This is a genomic window from Kitasatospora sp. NPDC002543 (assembly GCF_053594915.1).
On sequence record NZ_JBSFWR010000005.1, the window covers coordinates 83258 to 108709 of the forward strand.

Sequence of the window (25452 nt, forward strand, 5' to 3'; positions counted from 1 at the left end):
GCTTCCGCCCCCTCCACTCTCCCGCCGAACGCCGACGGCCGGGTCATCCGATCGGATGACCCGGCCGTCCTCCGTTCCGCCCGACAATGGCGACCGCCCCTCCGGCGCCCCCGAGCACCCGGGACGGCAGGCTGGGGCCGTCGTACGTCCGCCCACCCCGCCGAGGAGCACCCGCCATGACCGCCCTCCCGCTCTCCCCCGCCGACCGGGCCCTGCTGGACGCCGCCGACCGCGGCGACCTCGACGCCGTCCGCGCGGCCCTGACGGCGGGTGCGGCCGTCGAGGCCCGTGACGCCGAGGGCCGCACGCCGCTGCTGCGGGCCGCCTTCGCCGACCGGGTCGCCGTCGCCCGGCTACTGGTCGAGGCCGGCGCGGACGTCAACGCGCAGGACGCCCAGCTGAACAGCCCCTGGCTGGTCACCGGCATCACCGGCAGCGTCCCGATGCTGCGCGCCCTGCTTCCCGGCGGCCCCGACCTCGGCCTGCGCAACCGCTACGGCGGGGTGTCGGTCATCCCCGCCGCCGAGCGCGGTCACGTCGCCTACGTCCGCGCGGTCCTCGGCGAGACCGCCATCGACGCCGACCACGTCAACGACCTCGGCTGGACGGCCCTGCTCGAAGCCGTCCTCCTCGGTGACGGCGGCCCGGCCCACCAGGAGATCGTCGGCCTCCTGCTCGCCCACGGCGCCGACCCGCACCTCCCCGACGCCGACGGCGTCACCGCCCGCGGCCACGCCGAGCGCCGCGGCTTCCACGGCATCGCCGAGGCGCTGCGCGCGGCCGAGGCCAAGACCACGGCCGAGGCCAAGACCGAGGCCGGGACCAGGACCGGGACCAGGACCGGGACGGAGGACACGACCAAGCGCGCGGAGCACGGGAAGGGCCCGGGCGCCGCCGCCTGAAACCCCGGCGGACGGGTGTCCCCGTACCACTCCCCGGACGGTGCCGTGGCGGAGTCAGCCCGCCGACGGCCGCTGCGCGGGCTCGGGGGCCCCGCCGGCCGCGAGCGCGACGACGGCGATTTGGCCGCCACCCGGGGCCGGCTCGGGCGCCTCGCCCGGAACCGGGCCGGGCTCGGCCCGTTCCTCACCCCGGGCGGCGACGGCCAGGCAGGCCGCGATCAGCACGACGTTCTTGAGGATGTACTGCCCCTCCAGCGTCGGGACGGGCGGCACTCCGTGCAGCCAGACCTCGTCCGGCAGCAGGACGAGCGTCGCGAACACCCCGGTCATGTGCACCAGGAACACGGCCAGGACGACACGGAACAGCACCCCGGTGACCAGGCCGGCCCCGATGGCGACCTCCATCAGCGCCAGCAGCGGCCGCGAGACGCCGGGCGGCACCAGGTCGAAGGTCATCAGGCTCATGCAGCGGGTGGCGAGGTCCTCCGCAGGGCTGCCCCCGGGAACGAACTTGAGCACCCCGAACCAGAGGTACACCACCCCGACGCTGACCCGCAGGGCCACCGGGGCCACCCGCCGGTAGCCGCGGGAAAAACCGTCGGCCCGGCGTCTGCCCGACCTCACCACCCGCGCGAGATACGACTCCATCCGCCCCTCCTTCAGATCCCTTCGGAGTCCCCGGCACCGAAGAGGACGGAATGCACCACGGCAGGCGGGATCCGGGTGAGGGGCGGCCCGAAGCACCGACCGGGGCACGGCCCGTCAGGTGCCGGCTCGGAAGCCCGCAGCCTAGCGCCCCGTTCCCCCGATGGATAGAGATCGACAAAACGGTCGCGGCAGTCGGCAGTCGGCGGTCAGCGGACCGCGGGCGGCAGGACGGGCTGGCCGAGGACGTAGCAGCGCAGGTCCACGTCCTCGGTCAGGGCCGGCGCGTGGCCGGGAAGCGCGACGGCACCGACCACGACGACGAAGGTCCTGGTCACGGCGTCGCTCCCCTTCTTGGCCTGCGGGGCCTGGAAGAGCAGGTAGCGGGCCAGCAGGTAGTCCTCCGTGGTGAGGCGGGGGCGGGCCAGGAGGTCGAGGGCGGCGGCGTGCAGGGCGGCGCTGTCCCGGGGGGTGGGGGTGGCGGTGTAGATCGGTCTGCCGCCGCCCTCCACCCAGGAGGCGTCCAGGCCCCGAGCCGCGTACCGGGCGGTGAGTTCGGCGTCGATGCGGCGGGCGGCGTCGCCCCGCAGGATGCGGTTGCCGGCGATCCGCCGTCCGTCCGGCAGCAGTGCCCAGTTCTGGAGGGTGTCGCCCTCGACGCCCTCGGCGGCGAAGCGCTCCTCGGCGAGACGGCCGTAGCGGAGCATGGCGTCCCAGGCCGGGGTCGCGCGGCCTCCGGTGTAGGTGCGCGTGGCCCGGTCCCACGCCGCGCCCTCGCGCAGTCTTCGGACCTCGCCGAGGCGGTCGTAGTTGGTGTCGCCGTCCCGGATCGGGGTGCGGAAGCGCTCCGGGTCGAAGGCGGTCCCGGCGCCGGGCGGCGGTCCCATCGTGACGGCGAGGCGGTAGCGCCAGTCGACCAGTCGCGCGTGGACGGTGGCCAGCGCGGCCACCCGGGCCGGACGGTCCGGGGCGCTCTCCCATGCCCGGGCCAGCAGGCCGGCCGCTTCGACGGCGGCGCTCGCCTGCTCGGCGGCGAAGGCGCGGGCCTTGACCTGTCGGCCGGGGTCGGCGGAGCGCAGTGCGAGCGGGCTGGTGGGGAAGTCACCGGAGGTGATCGGGGCAGTGGGCATGACTCTCTCCTGGTCGGTCGAGCAGGCTGGTCCGGCCAACGCCGTCCGCTTCGAGCGGCGGCCGCCATGTGCCCATCCTCCCGGGCGGGTTGCGGCCGCCGGTAGCGCTTGCGGCGATTCACGTCCCTCGTTCCTCCGGCCGGACGCCGCACGCGCGTCGGCTCCCCGTGGTTCGTCCCTGCCCACCTTGCCCCCCTCCGCGCCCCTCCGTGCCCCTCCGTGCCGTGGGCTCCCGCCGACTCGGCGGAGGGCTCCCGACACCCGAAACCTGCTCCAACACCCGACCATCCGAACGAGTGAAGCCGCTTGAATGCCGCATTCGAACAGCACCATCATCAGGCGCCATCGACCCGTCGAACCGTCCCGAACTCGCGGCCAGCGTCGACCACTTGGCCAAGCGGACGGCCGGACCAGCAGCCCCACCCACCCGAACGAGGAGTCCTCCCGGTGATCGACTTCGACGTGCTGACCGACCTGGCCCTGCACGAGGGCATCGAGCGGATCGACGTCGGCGTGGTGGTCCGCGACCCGGCAGGACGGATCCTGATGGTCCGCCGGACCGCGCACGACGACCTGCCCGGCCGATGGGAGTACCCCCACGGCGCCTGGGACGGCGACGAGGACCCTGCGGCCGGCGCCGCCCGGGAACTCGCCGAGCAGACCGGGCTCACCGGCCCGACACCGGAGTACGCGCGGCACCTCGACCTCACCGACCGACACGGAAGGCGGGTACGGCAGTTCGTCTTCACCACCGTCGCTCCGGCCGGCTCCCCGATCGCCCTCTCCCCCGATCACGACGACCACCGCTGGGCCACCGTGGACGGGCTGCCGCCGACCGGCGACGGGGAGCGCACCGCGATCGAGTGGCTGATCGGCCGGCTGGCCGTTCCCGGCTGGCGTCCGGCCGGCGGCTACCTCGCCACCATCGCCCGGCCCAGCTCCTACGGCTGCTTCCTGGTCACCGACCCGCAGGGCCGCGTCCTCGGAATGCGCTCCGCCCTGGACCCGGGCACCTGGAACTTCCCCGGCGGCAACGTCGAACGCGGCGAGACCCCGTTCGCCACCGCCCTGCGCGAGGCCCGGGAGGAACTCGGCCTCGACCTCGCCGCCGAGAACCCCGAGGTCGTCGCCCGCAGGCGGCTGGTCGCCGCCATCCACGAGCAGGCGGGCACCGGACACCACCCCGTCCCGGCGTGCGGCTACGTCTTCGACGGCGGCACCCTCACCGCCGAACAGCAGGCCCGGATCCGCCTCGATCCCACCGAGCACACCGAGTGGCGGTTCGAGAGCGCCCACGACTGGCGCACCCTCATGGACCCGGACCGCTACCGGCGGCTGCGGCAGATCCTGCGCGCCCACCGCTCGGGCGTTCCGCTCTACCTGGAGCACCCCACCCCGGACGGCGACGACTTCGAGGGCGTCCTGGTCTTCGTCACCGACCGCTCCGGCCGCCTGCTGATGCACCAGCGCGAGGACCGGCCGGGCATGCCCTGGCCCGGCCACTGGACGCCGATCGGCGGTTGGCGGGAGGCCGACGAGAGCGCCCCGGAGAGCGCTGTGCGCGAGGTCCGCGAGGAGGCCGGCATCGAGATCACCGGGCTGCGGCCCCTGCCCGACCCGCACCAGGACCTCGGCCTCCCGCTCACCCGCGTCCTGCACGCCGTCTGGGACGGCCCCGACGCCGCCCTGCGGCTCGGCGACGAGGGGTTGGCCGTCCGCATGGTCCCCTTCGACGAGGTTCTCGACCTGCCCGTCCCGCCCTATCTGCGGCACTACCTGCCCCTGCTCACCGAAGCCGCCCCGAGCACCCCGTGAACCCCACCCCACTCCCCACCCGGTCACCTTCTGACATGCCCGGCCGCCACCGCCGCCCACCGCCACCGGAGCAGGAAGGCCTGCCCCCCGACGTCGATCTGCGGCTGCGCGCCATCACCCTGGGCCGCACCGTCGTCGACGAGGGCGTGGTCACGCTCCCCAGCGCGGCGCACCCGTACGCCTACCGCACCCTCTACCGGCCCGACGGGAGAGTGGACCACATCCTCGAACGCCTGGATCCCGGCCCACCGCATCCGCGCGGCTCCCGCCCCACCGAGTAGTCGGCCCCCTGACGTGCCGAACTCGTGCGGCCCGGCACCTCCCTTCGGTGCCGGGCCGCACGAGCGGTGGCCGTGCGGATCGGGTCAGAGCACGGTGACGGTGAACACGGGCGAGGCGGTGCTCCCGCTGACGATGCGCAGCTCGTTCAGGCCCTTGATGCCGAGCTTCACGCCGAGCGAGTAGGACCCGTCGCGGGTCGTGGTGACGGAGGCGGGCAGGGTGACCCACGCGCCGTTCTGCTTCTGCTGCAGCGTCACCGTGCTGCCCGGCGCGAGGCCGGTGGTCGTACCGGTGACGCGGAACAGCTGCCACGCCTGGACGGAGGAGACCGACGGCTTCGCGGTGATCCCGGCCTGCGCGGCGGGCACGGGCTGGGTGACGGGGGCGGGCTGGGAGACGGGGGCGTCCGCCATGGCGGTGCCCGCCACGGCGAGGGAGAGCGCGCTGAGGGTGGTCACGGCGGCCAGGCGCAGGGAGTTCCGCTTGGAGACGATCACAGGTGCACCCCTTTACGAGGAGGGTTCGGCCCGAAGGCACGAGCGGTGCGACTCGGGCTCTGTCACTCTGCAGGACGCACCGCCCCGCACACGGGTTGTGGACGGAATGTCACCGCTCTGTAACAGTAGGCGATGGACCGGCGAGCCGTCACCTGCGCACCTCCGGGCGATGCCCGGCCCGGCGCGGCCCGGGCGGCCGCTACCTGGGGGACATGACCTCTCCGCCCTCCCCCGCCCGGCGCCCCGCCGGCCCCGGCGAAGAGCAGGCCCAGGAAGACCAGGAGGCACCGCTCGGGCCGCGCTCAGCGGTGGTTGACGATCACGAAGATGCCCAGGCCGATCGCGGCGAGGACCACCGCGAAGCACACCGCGGCAACGGCGTAGCCGAGCGCCCCGCCGGTGGGGCGGGAGCCCGCGGCCCGGCCGCCTCCCGCCTCCTGAGCGCCTCCCACCGACGGGTAGAGGGCGCGCACGCCGACGGCGAACAGCGCGGGAAGGCCGGCGCCGGCGAGGATCCCGACCACGACGATCTTCCAGAGCGCGTCGACATTGACCCAGGAGTTCACAGGCGCACCTTGTCGGGGGGAGTCTCGGGCTCCGGCACGACCGAGCCGGTCCACGCGGCGTTGACGTTCTCCGGGGTGACGGCCGGGTAGCGGGAGGCGACGAAGAAGGCGATCGACGCCGCCACCAGAACGGCGAAGACGGTCACGACGCCGCCGGTGCCGCCGATGCCGAGGGCGGCCCAGTAGGCCAGTGCCCCGACCAGTCCTGAGGCGGGGAGGGTGAGCAGCCAGGCCGCCACCATGCGGCCGGCGATGTTCCACCGCACGACCGCGCCCTTCTTGCCGACCCCCGATCCGAGGATCGACCCGGTGGCGACGTGAGTGGTGGAGAGCGAGTAGCCGAAGTCGGCGGAGCAGAGGATGACGGCGGCCGAGGCCGACTCGCTGGCCATCCCCTGCGGCGGTTCGATCTCCACCAGTCCCTTGCCCAGCGCCCGGATGACCCGCCAGCCCCCGACGTAGGTGCCCAGGGCGATGGCCATGGCGCAGGAGGCGATCACCCACACCGGGGCCTTCGCGTCGGCGCTCAGCGTCCCGTTGGCGATCAGGGCCAGGGTGATGACGCCCATGGTCTTCTGCGCGTCGTTGGTGCCGTGGGCGAGCGAGACCATGCAGGCCGAACCGACCTGGCCGCCGCGGAAGCCGCGCGTGCGGGCGCCTTCGTCGACCCCGCGGGTGAGGCGGTAGACGAGGTAGGTGCCGAGGGCGGCGACCGAGCCCGCGATGAACGGCGACAGGGCGGCCGGCACGATCACCTTGGCGACGAGGCCCTGCCATTTGACGGCGGAGGCGCCGGCCGCCGCCATGGTCGCCCCGACCACGCCGCCGATCAGCGCGTGCGAGGAGCTCGACGGGATCCCGACGTACCAGGTCGCCAGGTTCCACAGGATGCTGCCCGTCAGGCCCGCCACGACCACGGTCAGCGTCACGTCGTGGCTCTGCACCAGGCCGCTGGCGATCGTCGCGGCGACCGCGGTCGACAGGAAGGCGCCCACCAGGTTCAGGACCGCCGAGACGCCGACCGCGACCCGCGGCGGGAGCGCGCCGGTGACGATCGAGGTCGCCATGGCGTTGCCGGTGTCGTGGAACCCGTTGGTGAAGTCGAACCCCAGCGCGGTGAGCACCACCAGCGCCAGAACCACGTCATTGCCGATCACGGGGACGAACCTAGCCCGCCGACCGCCGTCGAACCGGCCTCCCACGACCTGGACGGGCCGGGATGGCCCGGGGCATCACCCGATCGGACCAGTACGCCGCGACCGGGCGCGCGGCCTGGCGCACGCACGGCTCTCCTCGCCCGCCCCGCCCCGCCCGATCGGCCAGCCGATCGGTCAGCCGATCGGTCAATAATTCAGTGTTGCCGATCAGTTCACGACTGATAGCGTCCCCGGCGTGGCAAAGCTGAACCAGATCATCGCCGTTGAAAAGGGCGTCAAGTCCAAGTCCTTCCAGGAGCTGACGCAGGCCCACCAGGACCTGCAGAAGCCCGCGCTGCTGGCCGGGATCTCCCGCGCCTACCAGCCCAAGGACGAGGAGGGCGAGCAGCTCCCGCCGGAGTCGACCCGGGTGCAGCTGAAGGCCGAGGACATCCTGCGGTCGACGGCGAACACCCTCACCCGGCTCTTCGACGTGACGGCCACCAAGGACTGGGCGAACATCGACGCCCGCGCCGACGTGGTGGTGGACGGCCAGGTGCTGCTCCCCCGGGTGCCGGTGCCGTACCTGCTCTTCCTGGAGAAGCAGCTCACCGACCTGTTCACCTTCGTGAAGAAGCTCCCGGTGCTGGACGCCTCCGAGTCCTGGAACCTCGACCCGTCCACCGACTCCTGGAAGACCGAGCCGGTGCGCACCATCCGGACCAAGAAGGTGCCGCGCAACCACGTGAAGGCCGAGGCCACCGAGAAGCACCCGGCCCAGGTCGAGGTCTACTACGAGGACGTCGCGGTCGGCTACTGGACCACGGTCAAGTTCTCCGGCGCGCTGCCGGCCCGCCGGGTGAACGAGCTCGCCGAGCGGGTGGAGAAGCTCCAGCAGGCGGTGAAGTTCGCCCGCGAGGAGGCCAACGCGGTCGAGGTCACCGACCAGCGGGTGGGCGACGCCGTCTTCGGCTACCTGTTCCGGTAGCCCCATGATCGCCCGCCCGGGGAGCCGGGCGGGTGCACCGGGCGCGACGCGGACCCGACCGGGGAGCCGGACGGGTGCGTGCGCTGCGCGGTGCGAAAAGCTGAAACTGACGTTGAAGCTGACGAGGGGTCACAGTGGAGGTTCGAATCCTCCTCCCGGCGCCACCGGCCGGGGTAGCCCAAGGCAGGCAGAGGCAGGCCCCCTGAATCTCAGACTCTCGCTCCAGTCTCAGCATTCGCCGCCGAACACCGGATCGACCGGGTGCGGACGAATATCGACGAATGCGGGTTCAAGTCCCGTCTGTGCCGCTCCGTGGCACGGTAGTTCAAAGGTAGAACGCGTCGATTTCAATCTGATCCGCGGCCCTTAAACGTGCCGGTGTGCGCAATTGGGCGGCAATCAGGGGCCCGGGAGCAGGCTACGCTCCCGGGTCCTCTCAGCTTTCCCGCCACCCGGTTCCGCGGGTGGCCGGCCTCAGGAGGGCTGCTCGGCCAGCGACTTGATGCCGTCGAGGGTCGCCGTCATGCCGGTGCGCAGCTCGTTCAGCCGGAAGTCGACGATCCGCTCCTCCAGCTCCGGCTCGGCGTCGATGTACAGGCTGGCACCGCTGCGGCCCGGGCCCACCACCACCGACTGGCACAGCCGGGTGCCGCCGTCCTCGGAGGTCAGCTCGAAGCGCCACCGGGCGAGCGCTCCGGCGAGGTCCGACACCGGCTCGCCGTAGCGGCCGTCCGCGTCCATCACGCCCCAGGCGAAGACGTGCCGGCCGTGCGGACCGGCCGGTTCCGTCACCCCGGTCAGCTCGGTGACCTCGGAGACCGTCCGCCAGTCGGGCATGTCCTTGCGGCTGTTGTGCCCCTCGAAGCGGGCGCCGACCGCGGGGCCGTCCGCGCCGTCCAGCCAGGCGACGCGTCGCAGCTCCGGGCTGAGCCGGGCCGGCAGGGCGATGTCCGTCACCAGTTCCCACACCCGTTCCACCGGCGCCGCGACGAACACCTCGCACCGCGCACCCGGACCGTCGGCGTACCGCATCCCCGTTCCCCCTGTCCCTCGTCACGGCGCTCGCACGCCGCTCTCGTCCGTCGTCGCGGGTCGACACCCGCCCGCGCCCCGCCATCGCGTCCGGAACGCCGGCGGGGCTGCGGGCGGGTTGCCGCCCTGGGCCCTGCTTCGATGATCGATCCCCCGGAACACCCAAGTCAATCCGCCGATGTGCTGGGACACCCCCAAGGGATACCTTGGGTCTCCGTGACCATTGACGACCTCCGCGTCTTCGCCGCGGTCTGCCGGGCCGGCTCGCTCAGCGCCGTCGCCCGCGACCTGAACCGCACCCAGTCCGCCGTCAGCCAGCACGTGAAGCGGCTCGAACGGGAGGTCGGCCTCGCCCTGATCGAGCGCCACCCCCGCGGAGTCGTCCCCACCAGGGCGGGGAACCTGCTGCGCACGGCGGTCGCCGCCGGCCTCGGCAGCATCGACCACTCGCTGCACCGGATCGCCGAACTCGCCCGCGGCGAAGGCGGATCCGTGCGGATCACCACCGGGGCCACCAGCATCCGGCACTTCATGTCCGCGGCCGTGGTCGACTTCCGGCGGCGCTTCCCCCAGGTCAGCCTGGAGTTCCAGACCGAGGTCTCCAGCCGCAGCTGCCTGGAGTCGCTCACCGCCGGCCGGGTCGACCTCGCCTGGATCACCCTCGGCGTCCCGGCCCGGGGCATCGACCAGCGGCCGGTGGTCGAGCTGCCCTGGGTGCTCGCGGTCGCGGCGGGCGACCCGCTCGCCGCCCGGGCCCGGCTCTCGCCCGCCGACCTCCAGGACGCCCGGCTGATCGGGCTCCCGCAGAACTCCGTCTCCCGTTCCCAGGTCGAGGCCTGGCTGGGGAAGGCGGGCATCCGGCCGGTCTTCGACACCAGCGTCGCGGACTGGGACACCGCGATCCTGCTCGCCGAACTCGGCCTCGGCCACGCCGTCGTCCCCGCGCTCCCGCAGTGGCAGGGCCCCGGCCATCCCGGCCTGCGGCTGCTCCCGCTGCCCGACCTGCCCGCCCTCACCGCGGGCTGGGCCGTCCGGGACTGGGAGAACCTCGGCCCGCTCGCCCGCGCCTTCGCCGACACCGTGGCCGCCCACTGCGGCCGCGGGACTCCCCCCGCCGCCGCACCGCAGGCCGACTGACCGGGCCGGGTCCGGCGTCCGCCGCCGGGTCGGCGCCCGGCCCCTCGACGATCAGCTGGCTGTGCTCCTCGGAGCGGCTGAACCCGGCCTCCCGGACGGCGAACACCCCGGGGAATTCAGGAAGTTCGAGGAGGTCGGCCGCCTGGCGGCGGGCGAGGCGGCGCGGAGGGCGGTCGCGCGCGAGCAGATCCGCCATCCCGCCGTGATCAGGCTCGCAGTCGCCCGCGGACAACGGCTCCGGTTCCCCCCGCCCGGGCCCGGCCTCAGGAGGACGAGCGGTCCAGGAAGCGCCGGATCCCCTCCCGTACGCCCTCGGTCGGCACCGTCGCGGCGAAGGCCGCCGCCTCGACCGCGAGCCCCTCGTCGATCGGCAGGTTGACGCCCCGGGTCACGGCACGCAGGCAGGCGGCCACGGCCGTCGGTGCGTGCCGGATGATCCGGTCGGCCAGGTCCCGGGCCGTGTCCAGCAGTTCGTCCGCCGGGACGACCGAGTTGACCAGGCCGATCCCGGCGGCGCGGGCGGCCGGGATCGGGTCGCCGGTGAGGATCATCTCCAGGCCGCGCTTGCGGCCGACGTGCCGGGGCAGTCGCTGGGAGCCGCCGAAGGGCGGCGGGAAGCCGAGTGAGATCTCCGGCTTGGCGAAGGTCGCGTGCTCGGCAGCGACGGCCAGCGGGGCGGCTTCGGTGATCTCGCAACCCCCGCCGTAGGCCAGGCCGTTGACGGCCACGATGACCGGCTTGGGGAACTCCTCGATCCGCCGGGTGAGGGTGTGCCCGCGCCGGACGAACTCGCGCAGCGCCCGCTCCGGCCCGCCCGCGACGCTGGCCGCCAGCGACGGGATGTCGGCGCCCGCGCTGAACGCCCGCCCGCCGGCGCCGGTGAGGATGACGGCGCGGACGGTGTCGTCGGCGTCGATGCCGTCGAGCTCGGCGAGCAGTGCGTCGATCGTCGGGTAGTCGAGGGCGTTGAGCTTCTTTTCCCGGTCGATGGTGAGGGTGACGACGTGCCGGTCCCGCTCGCTGCGGATGGTCATGGGGGTGGGCTCCGTTCCTGGCCTCGCTGCTGGGTGGTTCGAGGCTAGGAACACCCGCCCAGGACAATCCACTTATTGTCCTGGATACACCCGGGTACACTCCCCCACGCGCTCCCCCGCCCGCGCCCGCACGCCCGCGCCCCCACTCCCAGGAACGGCAGGTGACCGGTGCGACCGCCCTCCTACAAGGCCGTCGTCGACGAGTACGCGACCGCCATCCGCTCCGGCGCGCTCCCGGCCGGCACCCGCCTGCCGACCCACCGCGCGCTCGCCCGCGAGCGGCGGATCGCCCTCGCCACCGCCACCCGGGTGTACGCCGAACTGGCCGCCGCCGGACTGGTGGTGGGCGAGCAGGGCCGCGGCACCTTCGTCCGGCTGCGCTCCGGCTTCGACGGCCTCGAACCCTCGCGCGCGCTCCCGGTGCCCCGGGTGGCCGACCTCTCCTTCAACCAGCCGCTCGCCCCCGGGCAGGGCGACCAGCTGCGGCAGGCCCTGCGCGCGCTCGCCTCCTCCGGCGACGCCGAGGCCCTGCTGCGCCAGCACCCGCCGGGCGGCCACCGGCACGACCGGGCGGTGGTGGCCACCCATCTGCTGGACCGCGGGATCGACACCGCACCCGAGAACGTCCTGCTGACCAGCGGGGCGCAGCAGGCCCTGGACTGCGTCCTGCGCACGCTCACCCGCCCCGGGGACGTGCTCGCAGCGGACGCGCTCGGCTACCCGGGCATCAAGCTGCTCGCCACCGCCCACGGGCTGGACCTGGCCCCCGTCCCGGTCACCGCGGCGGGCCCGGACCTCGACGCGCTCGACCGGCTCTGCCGAGCCCGGCCGGTGCGGGCGGTGTACACCCAGCCGACCGTCCACAACCCGCTCGGCTGGGTGCTCGACCGGGCGCGGCGCGAACGGCTCGTCCGGCTCGCCGCCGAGCACGGCTTCACGCTGGTCGAGGACGGCACGTACGCCTTCCTGGAGGCCGCGCCGCCGCCACCGCTGCACGCCCTCGCACCCGGGCGCACCTGCTACCTGGCCGGCCTCTCCAAGAGCGTGGCGCCGGGCCTGCGGTTCGGCTTCGCCGTCCTGCCGGACCACCTGCTCCGGGCCGCCACCACCCACCTGCGCACCGCGGCCTGGGGCGCGCCCGGCCTGGTCACCGCTCTCGCCACCGGCTGGCTCGCCGACGGCACGGTGGCCCGGCTGGAGCGGGAGCGCCGCACGGACGCCGCGGCCCGCCAGGCCGTCGCCGGTGCCGCCCTGGCCGGTCTGACCAGCACCGCGCACCCCACCTCCTACATCCGCTGGCTCACCCTCGAACCCCACCAGCGCCCCGACCACGCGGCCGCCGCCCTGGCCGCCGAGGGCATCCTGATCTCCACCGCCGACGCCTTCGCCACCACCCCCTACCACCCGGGCGCCCTCCGTCTGGCCCTCGCCACGCCCCCGCTCTCCGACCTCCCGGCCGTCCTCGCCCGTCTCCGCGCCACCCTCGACGCCATCGCCCCCTGACCAGGCCCCTGACGGCGCGTCCTGACGGCGCGCCCCGACGTCCCGCCCCCTACTCCCCCGCCGCGCGGGCGAAGCGGGTGCTCCAGTCGGCGAGCAGGGTCCGCAGGGCGTCCGGGGCGACCACCCGGAAGTCGGCGCCGAGGGAGCCGAGGGCCATCGCGGGCCAGTCGAGCGAGTCGGCGGTCATCCGCAGGCGGCAGCGGTGCGGGGTGACGGGCTCCACGGTGGCCCAGCGGCCGACGTGGGCGCGGACCCGCTCCGCCGGTGCCTCGATCAGGGCCTCCACGCGGTGCGGCCGGGAGATGCCGTCGACGCTCGCCCGGACGAACTCCGCGGCGTCGGCCGCCGGGAGGACACGCGGGGCGAAGCGGGCGCCGGTGCCGGAGGGGGCACTGAGGCGGTCGAGGCGGAAGGTGCGCCAGTCGGCCCGGTCGAGGTCGTACGCGACCAGGTACCAGCGGCGCTTCAGGCAGACCAGCCGGTGCGGTTCGACGTGCCGTTCCGTGCCCTGCCCGGCGGCAGCCGTGTAGGAGAACCGCACCCGTTCGCCGTCCCGGCAGGCGAGCGCCACCACCGTCAGGACGTCCGGGTCGACGCCCGCGCCCGCCTGCTGCCCCCAGTCCACCGGGACGGTCATCGCGCGCAGTGCCTCCACCCGCCGCCGCAGCCGGGCCGGCATCACCTGGACCACCTTCGCCAGCACCCGCACCGAGGCCTCGGCGACGCCCTCCACCGGGCTCTCGGCGGCCGCCTGCAGGCCCACCGCGAGGGCCACCGCCTCCTCGTCGTCGATCACCAGCGGCGGCAGCGCGGCGCCCGCGGCCAGCTGGTAGCCGCCGTCGACGCCGCGCTGGGCCTCGACGGGGTAGCCGAGTTCGCGCAGCCGGTCGATGTCGCGCCGCAGGGTGCGGACGGAGACGCCGAGCCGGTCGGCCAGTTCCTCGCCCGGCCAGTACCGGTGGGTCTGGAGCAGGGAGAGCAGTCGCAGCGTCCGGGTGCTGGTGTTCGCCATGCCTCCGATTCTCCCCGGGATTCAGGACGGAAAGTGGCCGCAATGGTCCGTAGCGTTGTTCTTGTCCGAGGGAGCAGGAACCGAACGGAAGGCCATGACGATGACCACGAACACCACCGCCCGACAGCTGACCGGCGAGCGCGCCGACCTCCTGACGGCCCTGGAGAAGCAGCGGCACTTCCTGCGCTTCACCACCCGCGACCTCACCGACGAGCAGGCCGGCCTGCGGACCTGTGCGAGCGAGCTGTGTCTGGGAGGCCTGATCAAGCACGTGACCGACGTCGAGCGGCTCTGGGCCGAGTTCATCGTGCGGGGTCCGGCCGCGATGCCCGACTTCACCAGCTGGACCGAGGAGGACTTCGCCCGCCGCTCGGACCAGTTCCGCATGCTGCCCGGCGAGACGCTGGCCGGTGTCCTCGCGGCGTACGCCGAGGTGGCGGCCCGTACCGACGAGCTGGTGGCCGCCCTGCCCGACCTGGACGCGGCCCAGCCGCTGCCGAAGGCCCCCTGGTTCGAGGCGGACGCCGAGTGGTCGGCCCGCCGGGTGCTGCTGCACATCGCCAACGAGACCGCCCAGCACGCCGGTCACGCCGACATCATCCGGGAGTCCCTGGACGGCGCGAAGAGCATGGGCTGACGCGGAACCCACGGGTCCCACCGGGACCGGAACCGCGGAGGGGTCCGTCGGCAGCCGCCGGCGGACCCCTCCGCGCCTCCCGCACCGCCCTCAGGCCCGCCCGACGAAGGTGAACCCCGCCCCGTCGACCACACCGCGGACCAGGGCGTCGTCCAGCGGCTGCGCGGAGGCCACGGTGACCCGGCCGCTCGGCGCGTCGGCGCTGACGTCGGTGACGCCCGGCAGGACGGCGAGGCCGGCGCTGACCGTCCGCTCGCAGTGGCCGCAGCTCATGCCGTCGACGGTGAAAACAGCGGTGGTGGACATGACGGCGCCTCCGATGGCAGGCCGGACGGGACGTGGTCGCCCCAGACGGACGGAACCGGGGCGGGTCGACCCAGGACGGGATCGCCCCCCTACGACACCCGAATCCGGCGCCGCCGCCCAGGGACACGCCGCCCGGGTGACACCATCGAGCGGTTCCGGGAACCGGCCGGGCCGCCCGTCCGACAGGGCCCGCACCGCATGACGTGCGTCACACCCCTTGAACCGCCGCCCCGTTTCATGCGTTCCTCCAGGTGAGACCGTTTCTTCGCACAACCGGGCGACGGCCGGAGCCACCGCCCGTCCGCCCGACGATCCCGTCCTGGAGCACTGCCCCGATGTCCACCCCGGCCCCGGCCCACGTCCGACCGGACACCACCGCCCTCCCGCCCGGAGCGGGCCGTTGAGGCCGCTCGCGCGGCTCCGCCGCCCGAAGCCCCGGCACGGCGTGCTCGCCCTCGCCCTGGTCGCGGCGCTGACCGCCGGGCTGCTCTGGTGGCAGCCGTGGCGCGGCGGGAGCGACCCCGGCCGGCTGGCGTTCACCACCGCGCCCGGCGGTTCCGCCCGCTTCGGCACCGGCGAGCACCTGTACCGCTACAAGGTGCGGGTGGAGGACGGGATCGCGGAGAGCCCGGCGCATTTCGCCGCCGAGGTGGACGCGGTCCTCGGCGACGTCCGGCAGGGCTGGGCGGCGGGCGGCACCGCCTCGTTCCAGCGGATGCCGGCCGACCCGGTGGACTTCACCGTCTACCTGGCCACGCCGAAGTCCACCGACCGGATCTGCGGCCAGTACGGCCTGGACACCGGCGGCTGGGTGAACTGCGGCGTCACCCACCAGGTGGTCATCAACCTGAAGCGCTGGACCGAGCTGTCCGAGTTCTACCAGGGCAAGCCCGAGCTGTACCACGCGCTCGCCGTCAACCACGAGGTCGGCCACATCCTCGGCAACGGCCACGTCGACTGCCCCGGCCCGGGCGCCCCGGCCCCGGTGATGATGCAGCAGATCAAGGGGCTGCACGGCTGCGTCCCCAACGGGTGGCCGTACTCGGAGGCCGGCGCCCTGCTCACCGGTCCGCCCGTCCAGGCGCCCACGAACGCCCCCTGACCCTCCCCGGTCCACCCCCCGTACCGGATCCCCTCCCCGAACACGGATAATCCTGGTCGGACCGGACGCACCCGCACCGCGCGCCCGGTCCCGGTCGTGCCCCACCGGTCCCGGTCGTACCCAGTCGGTGCCGGTGGAGGAGAAGCGTTGAACGGTGTGCCCGGCGGGGAGATCCTGGACTGGCCGGTGCTGCTGGAGGCCGCCGCGGCGGCCGCCCGGGCGACCGAGGGCCGGGGCCGGGTCGCCGACTACATCCCGGCCCTCGCCACCGCCGACCCGGAGGCCTTCGGCATGGCCGTCGCCACCGTCGACGGGGAGCTGCACGGCGTCGGCGAGTGGGAGCGGCCGTTCTCCGTCCAGAGCGTCTCGAAGCTGTTCTCGCTCGCCCTCGCGGTGGCCCACGGCGGCGACACGCTCTGGCGGGGCGTCGGCCGCGAGCCGTCCGGCAACCCGTTCAACTCCCTGGTGCAGCTGGAGACCGAGCACGGCATCCCGCGCAACCCGTTCATCAACGCGGGCGCCCTGGTGGTCACCGACCGCCTCCAGACCATGACCGGCGACGCCTCCGGCGCGGTGCGGGAGTTCCTGCGCCGCGAGTCCGGCAACCCGCTGCTCGACACCGATCCGGTCGTCGCCGCCTCGGAGGCCGAACACGGCCACCGCAACGCCGCGCTGGCCCACTTCATCGCGAGCCACGGCAACCTGGAGAACCCGGTCGAGACGGTCCTGGAGCACTACTACGCCCACTGCGCCGTCGCCACCAGCTGCCGCGACCTGGTGCTGGCCGGCTCCTTCCTCGCCCGCTACGGCGTGCGCGCCGACGGCACCCGGCTGCTGTCCCGCAGCGAGACCAAGCGGATCAACGCCGTCCTGCTCACCTGCGGCACCTACGACGCGGCCGGCGAGTTCGCCTTCCGGGTGGGCCTGCCCGGCAAGAGCGGTGTCGGCGGCGGCATCCTCGCGATACTCCCCGGCCGCGCCGCCGTCTGCGCCTGGGGGCCGCGCCTGGACCAGGCGGGCAACTCCGTCGCCGCGGTCGCCGCCCTGGACACCCTGACCACCCTCTCCGGGTGCTCGGTGTTCTGACCCCGGGACGGGCGCGCGGGCCCCGGCCGTCCGCACAGCGACCGGGACCCGCGGGTCCGTGGTGAGCGCCCGGCTCCGCGGGCGCTCCGTGACGGCGGCTACTCCACCGTCACGCTCTTCGCCAGGTTGCGCGGCTTGTCCACGTCGCGGCCGAGGGCGACGGCGGCGTGGTAGGCCAGCAGCTGGAGCGGGATGTTGAGCAGCAGCGGGTCCAGCTCGGGCTCGCTCTTGGGCACCAGGATGCAGTGGTCCGCGAGCTTCTCCTCCGGCCGCCGGTGGGCGACGGCGATGATCCGCCCGGAGCGGGCCTTGATCTCGCCCAGCGTGGTCAGGTTCTTGTCCAGCAGCTCGTCGTCCGGAACCAGTGCCACGGTGGGCAGTTCGGGGCTGATCAGCGCCAGCGGGCCGTGCTTGAGCTCGCTCGCCGGGTAGGCCTCGGCGTGCACGTAGGAGATCTCCTTGAGCTTCTGCGCGCCCTCGCGGGCCACCGGGAAGCCGCGCACCCGGCCGATGAACATCATGCCCGCGGAGTCGGCGTACTCGGCGGCGAGCCCGGCGATGGCCTCGCTCTGCTCCAGCACCTCGCGGATCTGGTCCGGCAGCGCCTGGAGCGCCGAGACGATCCGGCGGCCGTCGGCGGGCGACAGGTCGTGGATCCGCCCGAAGTGCAGGGCGAGCAGCGCGAAGGCGACCACGGTGGAGGTGAACGCCTTGGTGGAGGCGACCGAGACCTCCGGACCGGCGTGCAGGTAGATACCGCCGTCACACTCTCGGGCGATAGCACTGCCCACCGTGTTGACGACGCCGAGCACCCGGCCGCCCTTGCGCTTGACCTCCTGGACGGCGGCCAGCGTGTCGTAGGTCTCCCCGGACTGGCTGACCGCCACGTACAGGGTGTCCGCCTCGATCACCGGGTTGCGGTAGCGGAACTCGGAGGCCGGCTCGCTGTGCGCGGGGATCCGGGCCAGCTCCTCGATCAGCTGCGCGCCCATCTCGCCCGCGTAGTAGGCCGATCCGCAGCCGAGGATCTTCACCCGGCGGATCTCGCGCAGCTCCCGGGCGTCCAGGTTGAGGCCGCCGAGGTGCGCGGTGGCGAAGCGCTCGTCGAGCCGGCCGCTCAGGGTGCGCTCGACCGAGCCGGGCTGCTCGTGGATCTCCTTGAGCAGGAAGTGCTCGAAGCCGCCGGTGTCGTAGGAGTCGACCTCCCAGTCCACGGTGGACGGCTGGCGGTGGGTGGTGCGGGCGTCCGCGGTGAAGGTGCGGAAGCCGTCGGCCCGGACGGTGGCCAGCTCGCCGTCCTCCAGGTGGACGACCTGGCGGGTGTAGCGGACCAGCGCGGAGACGTCCGAGGCTGCGAACATCTCCTTCTCGCCGATGCCCAGCACGATCGGGCTGCCGTTGCGGGCGACGACGATCCGGTCCGGCCGCTCGGCGTCGAGCACCGCGATGCCGTAGGTGCCGACCACCCGGCCGAGCGCGGCCCGCACCGCGTCCTCCAGCTCGACGCCCTCGGCGACGTTCGCGGCGATCAGGTGGGCGAGCACCTCGGTGTCGGTCTCGGAGCGGAACACCGCGCCGTCGGCCGTGAGCTTGGCGCGCAGCTCGTCGGCGTTCTCGATGATGCCGTTGTGGACGACGGCGATCCGCTCGGCGTTGTCGAGGTGCGGGTGCGCGTTGGCGTCGCTGGGGACGCCGTGGGTGGCCCAGCGGGTGTGGCCGATGCCGGTGGTGCCCTTGAACCGGGCCGGCACGGCGGCGGCCAGGTCGGCGACCCGGCCCTTCACCTTGCGGAGCCTGATCCCGCCGCTGCGCCCGGTGACGGCGACGCCGGCCGAGTCGTAGCCGCGGTACTCCAGTCGCGCCAGGCCCTCCAGCAGGAAGGGGGTCGCGTCCTTGGGGCCGATGTAGGCCACGATTCCGCACATGCGTGGTCTCCTCTTCGAAGTCTTCGGTGGGTCGGGGAGGGCGGTCCTCCGGGGTGGGGCCGCGGGCCTCCCGGTCCGGCCGGGAACGGCTGCGGCTCAGCCGTAGACGATCCGCCGCAGCTGGCGGGCCGAGAGCTCCGGCGCCGAGACCCGGCGCTGCGGCAGTTCCTCGGCGAGCCGGGCGAAGATCCGTTCGTTGGTCAGACCGCGTGCCTGGAGCTCGGTGTGGCGGCGGCGCACGTACTCCTCGGTGCTCTCGGAGAAGTACGCCAGCACCTCCGCCACGACCCGCGCCGCCTCCCGGGGCCCGAGCGGGCTGGTCCGGGTGAGGTGGGCGAGGAGGTCTTCGTGAGGGTGGGATGAGCTCGGCACGAGTGAGGAGCCTAGGTCGGGCGACCCGCCGAAGCCAAGGTTTCTGCCCGAAATCGGGCAGACATTACGACTTTCAGACCACGTACACGCTTCCTTCACATTCGGCCGTCGAACGACCACCCGTTCGCCCCCGTTCCCGAAAGCCCCTTGAAGCGGCGCCAACTCCGCACGTAGCGTGACCCCCTGAACACGAAGCGGAAGACCGGAGGCTTGCTGATGTGCGGGATCACCGGATGGGTCGCGTTCGAGCGCGACCTCACCGCCGAACGGGGTGTGCTCGAGGCGATGACGGCCACCCAGGTCCGGCGCGGGCCGGACGCCGGCGGCGTGCACCTGGAGCCGCACGCCGCGCTCGGCCACCGCCGGCTCGCGGTGATCGACCTCGAGGGCGGCGTCCAGCCGATGACGGTCGAGCACGACGGGCGGACGCTGGCCGTGCTCACCTACAGCGGCGAGGTCTACAACCACCGCGAACTGCGCGCGGAACTGGAGGCGGCCGGGCACCGCTTCCGCACCCGCAGCGACACCGAGGTCGTGCTGCGCGCCTACCTGCAGTGGGGCGAGCACCTGGCCGAACGGCTCAACGGCATGTTCGCCCTCGCGATCTGGGACGTCCGGAGCGAGGAGCTGCTGCTGGTCCGCGACCGGATGGGCGTCAAACCGCTGCACTACCACCGCACACCGGACGGCGTGGTCTTCGGCTCCGAGGTCAAGGCCCTGCTCGCCCACCCCGCCGTCCGCCCCGTGGTGGACCTCGACGGCCTGCGCGAACTGCTCGGCTACACCCGCACCCCGGGGCTCACCCCATACCGGGACATCCACGAGGTCCGCCCGGGGCACGTGGTGCGGGTGCGCCGCGAGGGCCTCACGATCCGCCGCTACTGGGCGCTGGAGGCGCGCGAGCACCGCGACAGCCTGGAGGCCACCGTCGCCACCGTCCGGGCGCTGCTGGACGACATCGTGCACCGCCAGCTGGAGGCGGACGTCCCGCTCTGCTCGCTGCTCTCCGGCGGCCTGGACTCCAGCGCCGTCACCGCCCTGGCCGCCCGGACCCTGGGCGCCACCGGGTCCGGCCCGGTGCGCTCCTTCTCGGTCGGCTTCGCCGGCCAGAGCGAGACCTTCCACGCCAACGACGTCCGGCAGACCCAGGACGGCCCGTTCGCCCGGCTGCTCGCCGAGCACGTCGGCGCCGACCACAGCGTCGTCGAGCTCGACGCGGCCGACCTGACGGACCCGTCCCGGCGCTCCGTCGTGCTGCGCGCCCGCGACCTGCCGAACGGCGTCGGCGACATGGACACCTCGCTGCTGCTGCTCTTCCGGGGCGTGCGCCGCCACTCCACCGTCGCGCTGTCCGGCGAGTCCGCGGACGAGCTGTTCGGCGGCTACCGCTGGTTCCACGACCCGGCGACCATCGCCGTCGAGGACTTCCCCTGGGCGCTCGGCCTCACCGGCATCGCCGGCGGCGGCGCCACCCCGCGCGAACACCTCCTGGACGCCGAGCTGCTCCGCAAGCTCGACCTGGACGGCTACCGCAGGGCCCGCTACCGCGAGGCGATCACCGAGGTTCCGCACCTGCCCGACGCCGATCCGACGGAACGGCGGATGCGCGAGATCTCGTACCTCAACCTGACGCGTTTCGTCTGCATCCTGCTCGACCGCAAGGACCGGATGAGCATGGCCAACGGCCTGGAGGTGCGGGTGCCGTTCTGCGACCACCGGCTGGTCCAGTACGTGTTCAACGCCCCGTGGGCGATGAAGTCCTTCGACGGACGGGAGAAGAGCCTGCTGCGCGCCGCCGTCCGGGACGTGCTGCCGCCCGCGGTCGCCGAGCGGGCCAAGAGCCCGTACCCGGTCACCACCGATCCGCACTACCCGGCGAAGCTGCGCGCCGAACTGGCCCGGCTGGCGGTCGAACGCACCTCCCCGGCCCTGGACCTGCTGGACCGGCGGCGCCTCGCCGACGCGCTCGCCCCGGACACCGACCCGCAGTCCGTCCGGCTCGCCGTGGACCTCGCGCTGGACTTCGACGCCTGGCTGACGGAGTACCGGGTGACGCTGGAGATCTGACCGCCCGGGCCGTGGGACACGGGAACCACGGGCACCGCAGGACCGGCCGCAGGCACCGGAGCACAGGAGTCGTGGGTGCCGGAACAGGGGCGCCGCCACCCGAACGGCGCACCGAACGGCGTCCGCGCCCCGATAATCCGTTTGGGTGATTGTGCGGAACAGGCCCGCCGGGCCCGGTGGTTCCACGGTGCGATAGCGTCGCCGACACCTCCCGAATGGCGGGTGAAAACGCGGATAACCGCTCACGTGCCGTCAGGATGGGAGAGAAACGTTCACCTCGATCCGCCGGGGGATCCCGTCATGCAGCCGCGAGTCTTCGCGATTCTCACCGCCATGCTCCTGGGCGTCCTGGGCCTGGGGTCGGTGGCCGTCACCGACTGGTCGCCCGCGGCGGCCGGCGCGGCCCGGGCCGCCGTCGCCCCCGGAGCCCCTGGCGCCCCCGTCGACGGCGCCAAGCCCGCCGCGGCCGGCACCGGCGCCGCCACCCCGACCGGCGACCCCGCGGTGTGGACCCGCTCCACGCTGCGCAACAAGCTGATGGCCGAGATGGACGCCAGCGACCCCGGCGTCGCCCTCGCCGACCTCGACAAGATCACCAAGGAGAAGCCGTACACCGTGCGCTTCTGCCACCCGATCGCGCACGAGCTCGGCCACGCGGCGGTCAAGCGCTTCAACGCCGACTTCCAGAAGGTCATCTCCTTCCCCCACGAGACCTGCGCGGCCGGCTACCTGCACGGCGCGGTCGAGGAGATGCTCAACGCCTCCGCCCAGCCCGAGACCGACCTGCTCAAGCTCTGCGCGCCCAAGAACAGCGGCCCCTGCATCCACGGCGTCGGCCACGGCACGATGTTCGTCGTCAAGCAGGACGTCGCCAAGGCCCGCGACCTGTGCAACAAGTTCCCCTCCGACCAGAACAGGATCCGCTGCTCCGAGGGCCTGTTCATGCAGCTCTTCGGCCCGGACGAGGAGGACGAGCAGGCCAAGGCGAACCTGCCGGCCGACAAGCTCGCCCAGGACCCGCTCTACCCGTGCAAGGACCAGCCGTCGCTGTTCCAGTCCGCCTGCTTCTTCTACGCCCCGACCTTCTTCCTGTCCTCGCACGACTACCCGAACCACCCCGAGGTCTACGCCGAGGCCCTCAAGTGGTGCCTGAACGGCAAGGCCAGTGGCGGGGCGGTGGACTGCAGCCGCGGTGTCGGCTCGCGCACCATGAAGTACAACCTGGACCGCGAGGACTGGGCGGCCGAGCAGTGCGCCACCTCCGCCGACGGCTGGCAGCGCAAGGCCTGCGCCGAGGGCCTGGTCAGCTACTACACGGTCAACTACACCGACGGGGGCGCGGCCGGGCGGCTCTGCGCCAAGATCACCAACAAGGAGATGCAGGGCTACTGCCGCTCGGCGAGCGGCCTGTCCAGCTCACTGGACTGACACCCCGGTCTCCCGACCGGAACCCCCGGTCTCAGCATGAGGGCCCGCGCCGCACGGCGCGGGCCCTTTGCGTAGGATCGCCCGATCATCGCCTGATCAGGGTGCGCCGAGGACGCCGCGCCTGCCCGGCGCTTCGTCCAGCCCCCGGCCTCCCTGGAGCACGCCATGACCACCGAGGACTTCCCCGGCACCGAGTTCCGCGGTGCCGCCCACGCCACCGCCGACCTGGTCTCCGACTACCTCGCCGGGCTGCCCGGGCGCCCGGTCTGGCAGCCCATGGACGAGACCGCCCGCCAGGCCCTGCTCGACGCCCCGCTACCCGCCGAGGGCCGCCCGCTCGACGAGCTGATCGACACCATCGGACGGGACGTCCTGCCGTACCCGATGGGCAACGGCCACCCGCGCTTCTTCGGCTGGGTCAACTCCGCGCCCGCGCCCGCCGGGGTGCTCGCCACCCTCGCCGCCTCCGCGATGAACCCCAGCTCGGCCGGCGGCGACCACGCCGACGTCCACCTGGAGCGCGCCGTGGTGCGCTGGATAGCCGAGCTGGTCGGCTTCCCCCACCCGGCCGGCGGCGGCCTGCTCACCTCCGGCACCTCGATGGCGACCATCGTCTGCCTCGCCGCCGCCCGCGACCGCGCCGCCCGGCGGGCCGGCCGGGACGTCCGCGAGGAGGGCTTGGCGGGCCTGCCGCCGCTGGTCGGCTACGTGACCGGCGAGACCCACTCCTGCGTCCGCAAGGCCGCCGAACTCCTCGGCCTCGGCAGCAGGCAGCTGCGCACCGTGGCCACCGGTCCCGACGGCCGGCTGGACACCGCCGACCTGCGCGCGGCCGTCGAGCGCGACCGCGCGGCCGGTCTGCTGCCCTTCCTGGTCGTCGCCTCGGCCGGCACCGTCGGCGCCGGCGCGGTGGACGAGTTCGACCCGATCGCCGACCTGTGCGGGGAACAGGGCCTCTGGCTGCACGTGGACGGCGCGTACGGCGCCTTCGGCCGGCTCGACCCGGCCATCGCCCACCGCTACGCCGGCCTGGAGCGCGCCGACTCGCTCGCCCTCGACCCCCACAAGTGGCTCGGTGTCCCGGTCGACTGCGGCTGCGCGCTGGTCCGCGACACCGAGGAGCTGCGCGGCACCTTCAGCCTCGTGCCCTCCTACCTGCGCGACGAGTCGGCCGGGGCGCTCGGCTGGTTCTCCGAGTACGGCACCGAGCAGACCCGCCCCTTCCGGGCCCTCAAGGTCTGGGCCACCATCGCCCACAAGGGCCGCGCCGGGCTCTCCCGGGACATCGCCCGGTGCACCGCACTGGCCCGCAGGCTCGGCGAACTCGTCACAGTCGACGAGGAGTTGGAGCTGCTCGCCGAGGTGCAGACCTCGATCGTGGCGTTCCGCCACCGCGCCCCGGGCCGGGACGCCACCGCCCGCGACGCCCTCAACCGCGACCTCCCCGTCGCCGTCCAGCGGCGCGGCGAGGTCTTCGTCACCGGCGCCCGCCTCGACGGCGCCGAGATGCTCCGCGCCTGCCTCCTCAACGCCGCCACGACGGAGGCCGACCTGCGCCTCCTGCTCGCCGAGGTCAAGGCCGCGGCCGCCGAGCTGCTGCGGTAGCGGCGCCCGGGAGGGCGGGCACCCGCGGACACCTTCGGACACCCGCGCGCGAGCGGAACGCCCGGTGTCCGCCCTCCCCGGCCGCGGTCAGTCCTTCGCCTCGACCTCGGCCGCCGCGCGGATCTCCAGGGTGTGCTGCGCCAGGTCCTCCGTCCGGCTCTCCCCCGTGCGGTCGACGACGATGCCGACGGTGTTGCCGTCCGCCCAGACGCAGGTGGTCTGGGTGGTGGACGGGTACACCAGCACCGCGCACATCAGCTGGCCGCCGAGCGGGCCGGTCGGGAAGTCCTCCACCTCGGTGACCGTCTCCTCCGTCATGTCACCGTTGCCCAGGCGCCCGAAGTACTTCAGCACCTCCCGCTGCAGATCCGGGAAGCTGCCGGTCAGCCCGACCACCGTCAGGGTGGCCTCGGAGGCCCCGGGGGCGCCGTAGCCGGCCACCGCCACCTCCCGGTACGGGCTCAGGGCGGTCAGTTTCCGCTGGTAGTCGCCGCGCACCGCCTGGACGTTCCCGTCGTCCGGCATCCGCAGCCGGTATCCGAGCTCCTCCGGCAGCAGGATCCGGTGCCGGGGCGGGGCGCCCGCCCCGGTCACGGCGGCCACGGTCAGTGCGGTCGCCAGGCCCACGACGACCACTCCCGCCGCCATCAGCTTCGGGGACACCCGGCGGTACCACGGCAGCGGAGCCACCGGCTCCAGGGTGTTCGCCCAGATGGCCCGGAGGCCGCCGGAATTCTCGGGGGACTGCTCGGCTCCCATACCGCCCGTCTCATCTCACTCATGCGATCACACGCTGAACAAATGAACGGATGGTATGCCAACGCATCAGGGCGGCGCACCGGCATTCCGGTGCCGGACCGGGTGACGGATCACGCCCCCGGGCCGGTGCGGGCCGACGGAAGCGGCGCGCACCGGCCCGAGGGCGTGCCGGGGGCGGTGCTCAGCCCTCGGCGGCGGGCCGGACGGCACAGGCCGAGTTCGCCAGCATCGCCCCGAAGCCGCCGAACAGGGTGCCGATCACCTGGTGGCAGGCGGCGGCCTGCTCGGGCGTCGTGGGGCCGTTGTCGGCGGCCGCCGGCTGGGCGAGGGCGAGCGGGACGACGAGCAGCAGGGCGCAACAGGCCGTGGCCAGTGCGGAGTTCTTCACGGATGTCGGAACGGAGGTGCCAGCGGACATCGGGGAGCCCCTTCGGAGGGAGTCGGGTTCGGCGGAGAGCCGAGCCATCCCTATCCGAAGGGTCTCCC

The 25452-nt window shown here is 73.8% G+C and carries 25 protein-coding genes; 12 read left to right on the forward strand and 13 right to left on the reverse strand.

Features of this window, described 5'->3' with window-relative positions; all coding sequences use genetic code 11:
- Positions 1-176 precede the first annotated feature (176 nt).
- The gene (locus ACWD4P_RS04065; protein WP_449778482.1) at positions 177-902 is read left to right on the forward strand and encodes an ankyrin repeat domain-containing protein; all 726 of its coding nucleotides are present in this window, start codon (positions 177-179) and stop codon (positions 900-902) included.
- Positions 903-956: 54 nt separating this feature from the next.
- Here the strand turns inward: ACWD4P_RS04065 and ACWD4P_RS04070 are convergent, their stop codons facing one another.
- Both ACWD4P_RS04070 and ACWD4P_RS04075 read right to left on the reverse strand, forming a co-directional pair.
- The gene (locus ACWD4P_RS04070; protein WP_449778483.1) at positions 957-1550 is read right to left on the reverse strand and encodes a DoxX family protein; all 594 of its coding nucleotides are present in this window, start codon (positions 1548-1550) and stop codon (positions 957-959) included.
- A gap of 206 nt (positions 1551-1756) precedes the next feature.
- On the reverse strand, positions 1757-2677 hold the full coding sequence (locus ACWD4P_RS04075; RefSeq protein WP_449778484.1) for a hypothetical protein: 921 nt from the start codon (positions 2675-2677) through the stop codon (positions 1757-1759).
- 447 nt (positions 2678-3124) lie between these two features.
- Between ACWD4P_RS04075 and ACWD4P_RS04080 the strand changes: the two genes are divergently transcribed.
- Positions 3125-4492, forward strand: coding sequence for an NUDIX domain-containing protein (locus ACWD4P_RS04080; RefSeq protein ID WP_449778485.1), 1368 nt, complete (start codon positions 3125-3127; stop codon positions 4490-4492).
- Between the two features lie 35 nt (positions 4493-4527).
- Complete coding sequence (locus ACWD4P_RS04085; RefSeq protein WP_449778486.1) at positions 4528-4773, forward strand: hypothetical protein; 246 nt, start codon at positions 4528-4530, stop codon at positions 4771-4773.
- A gap of 84 nt (positions 4774-4857) precedes the next feature.
- Here the strand turns inward: ACWD4P_RS04085 and ACWD4P_RS04090 are convergent, their stop codons facing one another.
- The 3 genes from ACWD4P_RS04090 to ACWD4P_RS04100 all read right to left on the reverse strand — a co-directional run bounded on the left by ACWD4P_RS04090 (position 4858) and on the right by ACWD4P_RS04100 (position 6994).
- The gene (locus tag ACWD4P_RS04090; protein ID WP_359817605.1) at positions 4858-5271 is read right to left on the reverse strand and encodes a hypothetical protein; all 414 of its coding nucleotides are present in this window, start codon (positions 5269-5271) and stop codon (positions 4858-4860) included.
- Between the two features lie 302 nt (positions 5272-5573).
- Positions 5574-5837, reverse strand: a complete 264-nt coding sequence (locus tag ACWD4P_RS04095; protein WP_359817607.1) for a hypothetical protein — start codon at positions 5835-5837, stop codon at positions 5574-5576.
- Complete coding sequence (locus tag ACWD4P_RS04100) at positions 5834-6994, reverse strand: inorganic phosphate transporter (RefSeq protein WP_359817609.1); 1161 nt, start codon at positions 6992-6994, stop codon at positions 5834-5836. Before ACWD4P_RS04100 ends, ACWD4P_RS04095 begins: the two co-directional genes overlap by 4 nt.
- A gap of 235 nt (positions 6995-7229) precedes the next feature.
- Between ACWD4P_RS04100 and ACWD4P_RS04105 the strand changes: the two genes are divergently transcribed.
- Positions 7230-7961 (forward strand): DUF7873 family protein, encoded by a 732-nt coding sequence (locus ACWD4P_RS04105; protein ID WP_359817611.1) that lies wholly within the window; start codon positions 7230-7232, stop codon positions 7959-7961.
- A gap of 474 nt (positions 7962-8435) precedes the next feature.
- On the opposite strand, the gene ACWD4P_RS04110 is transcribed toward ACWD4P_RS04105, so the two are convergent.
- Positions 8436-8993, reverse strand: a complete 558-nt coding sequence (locus ACWD4P_RS04110; protein ID WP_449778487.1) for an SRPBCC family protein — start codon at positions 8991-8993, stop codon at positions 8436-8438.
- A gap of 216 nt (positions 8994-9209) precedes the next feature.
- Between ACWD4P_RS04110 and ACWD4P_RS04115 the strand changes: the two genes are divergently transcribed.
- A complete protein-coding gene (locus ACWD4P_RS04115; protein ID WP_449778488.1) occupies positions 9210-10130 on the forward strand; it encodes a LysR family transcriptional regulator in 921 nt (306 codons plus the stop codon).
- Between the two features lie 263 nt (positions 10131-10393).
- On the opposite strand, the gene ACWD4P_RS04120 is transcribed toward ACWD4P_RS04115, so the two are convergent.
- Positions 10394-11164, reverse strand: a complete 771-nt coding sequence (locus ACWD4P_RS04120; protein WP_359817616.1) for a crotonase/enoyl-CoA hydratase family protein — start codon at positions 11162-11164, stop codon at positions 10394-10396.
- Between the two features lie 168 nt (positions 11165-11332).
- Between ACWD4P_RS04120 and ACWD4P_RS04125 the strand changes: the two genes are divergently transcribed.
- Positions 11333-12667 (forward strand): aminotransferase-like domain-containing protein, encoded by a 1335-nt coding sequence (locus tag ACWD4P_RS04125; RefSeq protein ID WP_449778489.1) that lies wholly within the window; start codon positions 11333-11335, stop codon positions 12665-12667.
- 49 nt (positions 12668-12716) lie between these two features.
- Here ACWD4P_RS04125 and ACWD4P_RS04130 read toward each other — a convergent pair whose 3' ends face one another.
- On the reverse strand, positions 12717-13679 hold the full coding sequence (locus ACWD4P_RS04130; protein ID WP_449778490.1) for a helix-turn-helix transcriptional regulator: 963 nt from the start codon (positions 13677-13679) through the stop codon (positions 12717-12719).
- A 94-nt stretch (positions 13680-13773) separates the two neighbouring features.
- On the opposite strand from ACWD4P_RS04130, the gene ACWD4P_RS04135 reads away from it, so the two are divergent.
- Positions 13774-14316, forward strand: coding sequence for a DinB family protein (locus ACWD4P_RS04135; RefSeq protein WP_449778491.1), 543 nt, complete (start codon positions 13774-13776; stop codon positions 14314-14316).
- A gap of 90 nt (positions 14317-14406) precedes the next feature.
- Here the strand turns inward: ACWD4P_RS04135 and ACWD4P_RS04140 are convergent, their stop codons facing one another.
- On the reverse strand, positions 14407-14622 hold the full coding sequence (locus tag ACWD4P_RS04140; RefSeq protein WP_359817622.1) for a heavy-metal-associated domain-containing protein: 216 nt from the start codon (positions 14620-14622) through the stop codon (positions 14407-14409).
- A 400-nt stretch (positions 14623-15022) separates the two neighbouring features.
- On the opposite strand from ACWD4P_RS04140, the gene ACWD4P_RS04145 reads away from it, so the two are divergent.
- Positions 15023-15724, forward strand: coding sequence for a DUF3152 domain-containing protein (locus tag ACWD4P_RS04145; protein WP_449778492.1), 702 nt, complete (start codon positions 15023-15025; stop codon positions 15722-15724).
- Between the two features lie 174 nt (positions 15725-15898).
- Entirely contained in the window at positions 15899-16810 is a 912-nt protein-coding gene (locus ACWD4P_RS04150) for a glutaminase (RefSeq protein ID WP_449778530.1), read from the forward strand.
- Positions 16811-16908: 98 nt separating this feature from the next.
- Here the strand turns inward: ACWD4P_RS04150 and glmS are convergent, their stop codons facing one another.
- Positions 16909-18735, reverse strand: coding sequence for a glutamine--fructose-6-phosphate transaminase (isomerizing) (gene glmS / locus ACWD4P_RS04155; RefSeq protein ID WP_359817624.1), 1827 nt, complete (start codon positions 18733-18735; stop codon positions 16909-16911).
- Positions 18736-18831: 96 nt separating this feature from the next.
- The gene (locus tag ACWD4P_RS04160) at positions 18832-19107 is read right to left on the reverse strand and encodes a hypothetical protein (protein ID WP_359817625.1); all 276 of its coding nucleotides are present in this window, start codon (positions 19105-19107) and stop codon (positions 18832-18834) included.
- Positions 19108-19323: 216 nt separating this feature from the next.
- On the opposite strand from ACWD4P_RS04160, the gene asnB reads away from it, so the two are divergent.
- The 3 genes from asnB to ACWD4P_RS04175 all read left to right on the forward strand — a co-directional run bounded on the left by asnB (position 19324) and on the right by ACWD4P_RS04175 (position 24207).
- Complete coding sequence (gene asnB / locus ACWD4P_RS04165) at positions 19324-21174, forward strand: asparagine synthase (glutamine-hydrolyzing) (protein WP_359817627.1); 1851 nt, start codon at positions 19324-19326, stop codon at positions 21172-21174.
- Positions 21175-21474: 300 nt separating this feature from the next.
- On the forward strand, positions 21475-22602 hold the full coding sequence (locus ACWD4P_RS04170; protein WP_449778493.1) for a hypothetical protein: 1128 nt from the start codon (positions 21475-21477) through the stop codon (positions 22600-22602).
- 165 nt (positions 22603-22767) lie between these two features.
- A complete protein-coding gene (locus ACWD4P_RS04175) occupies positions 22768-24207 on the forward strand; it encodes a pyridoxal phosphate-dependent decarboxylase family protein (protein ID WP_449778494.1) in 1440 nt (479 codons plus the stop codon).
- 87 nt (positions 24208-24294) lie between these two features.
- On the opposite strand, the gene ACWD4P_RS04180 is transcribed toward ACWD4P_RS04175, so the two are convergent.
- Both ACWD4P_RS04180 and ACWD4P_RS04185 read right to left on the reverse strand, forming a co-directional pair.
- The gene (locus ACWD4P_RS04180) at positions 24295-24966 is read right to left on the reverse strand and encodes a hypothetical protein (protein ID WP_449778495.1); all 672 of its coding nucleotides are present in this window, start codon (positions 24964-24966) and stop codon (positions 24295-24297) included.
- A 181-nt stretch (positions 24967-25147) separates the two neighbouring features.
- The gene (locus tag ACWD4P_RS04185) at positions 25148-25384 is read right to left on the reverse strand and encodes a hypothetical protein (protein ID WP_449778496.1); all 237 of its coding nucleotides are present in this window, start codon (positions 25382-25384) and stop codon (positions 25148-25150) included.
- Positions 25385-25452: the final 68 nt, after the last annotated feature.

Coding starts and splice junctions, on each gene's coding strand:
- ACWD4P_RS04065 (WP_449778482.1), top strand. CDS start 177: ATGACCGCCCTCCCGCTCTCCCCCGCCGACCGGGCCCTGCTGGACGCC.
- ACWD4P_RS04070 (WP_449778483.1), bottom strand. CDS start 1,550: ATGGAGTCGTATCTCGCGCGGGTGGTGAGGTCGGGCAGACGCCGGGCC.
- ACWD4P_RS04075 (WP_449778484.1), bottom strand. CDS start 2,677: ATGCCCACTGCCCCGATCACCTCCGGTGACTTCCCCACCAGCCCGCTC.
- ACWD4P_RS04085 (WP_449778486.1), top strand. CDS start 4,528: ATGCCCGGCCGCCACCGCCGCCCACCGCCACCGGAGCAGGAAGGCCTG.
- ACWD4P_RS04110 (WP_449778487.1), bottom strand. CDS start 8,993: ATGCGGTACGCCGACGGTCCGGGTGCGCGGTGCGAGGTGTTCGTCGCG.
- ACWD4P_RS04120 (WP_359817616.1), bottom strand. CDS start 11,164: ATGACCATCCGCAGCGAGCGGGACCGGCACGTCGTCACCCTCACCATC.
- ACWD4P_RS04130 (WP_449778490.1), bottom strand. CDS start 13,679: ATGGCGAACACCAGCACCCGGACGCTGCGACTGCTCTCCCTGCTCCAG.
- ACWD4P_RS04135 (WP_449778491.1), top strand. CDS start 13,774: ATGACGATGACCACGAACACCACCGCCCGACAGCTGACCGGCGAGCGC.
- ACWD4P_RS04140 (WP_359817622.1), bottom strand. CDS start 14,622: ATGTCCACCACCGCTGTTTTCACCGTCGACGGCATGAGCTGCGGCCAC.
- glmS (WP_359817624.1), bottom strand. CDS start 18,735: ATGTGCGGAATCGTGGCCTACATCGGCCCCAAGGACGCGACCCCCTTC.
- asnB (WP_359817627.1), top strand. CDS start 19,324: ATGTGCGGGATCACCGGATGGGTCGCGTTCGAGCGCGACCTCACCGCC.
- ACWD4P_RS04170 (WP_449778493.1), top strand. CDS start 21,475: ATGCAGCCGCGAGTCTTCGCGATTCTCACCGCCATGCTCCTGGGCGTC.
- ACWD4P_RS04175 (WP_449778494.1), top strand. CDS start 22,768: ATGACCACCGAGGACTTCCCCGGCACCGAGTTCCGCGGTGCCGCCCAC.
- ACWD4P_RS04180 (WP_449778495.1), bottom strand. CDS start 24,966: ATGGGAGCCGAGCAGTCCCCCGAGAATTCCGGCGGCCTCCGGGCCATC.
- ACWD4P_RS04185 (WP_449778496.1), bottom strand. CDS start 25,384: ATGTCCGCTGGCACCTCCGTTCCGACATCCGTGAAGAACTCCGCACTG.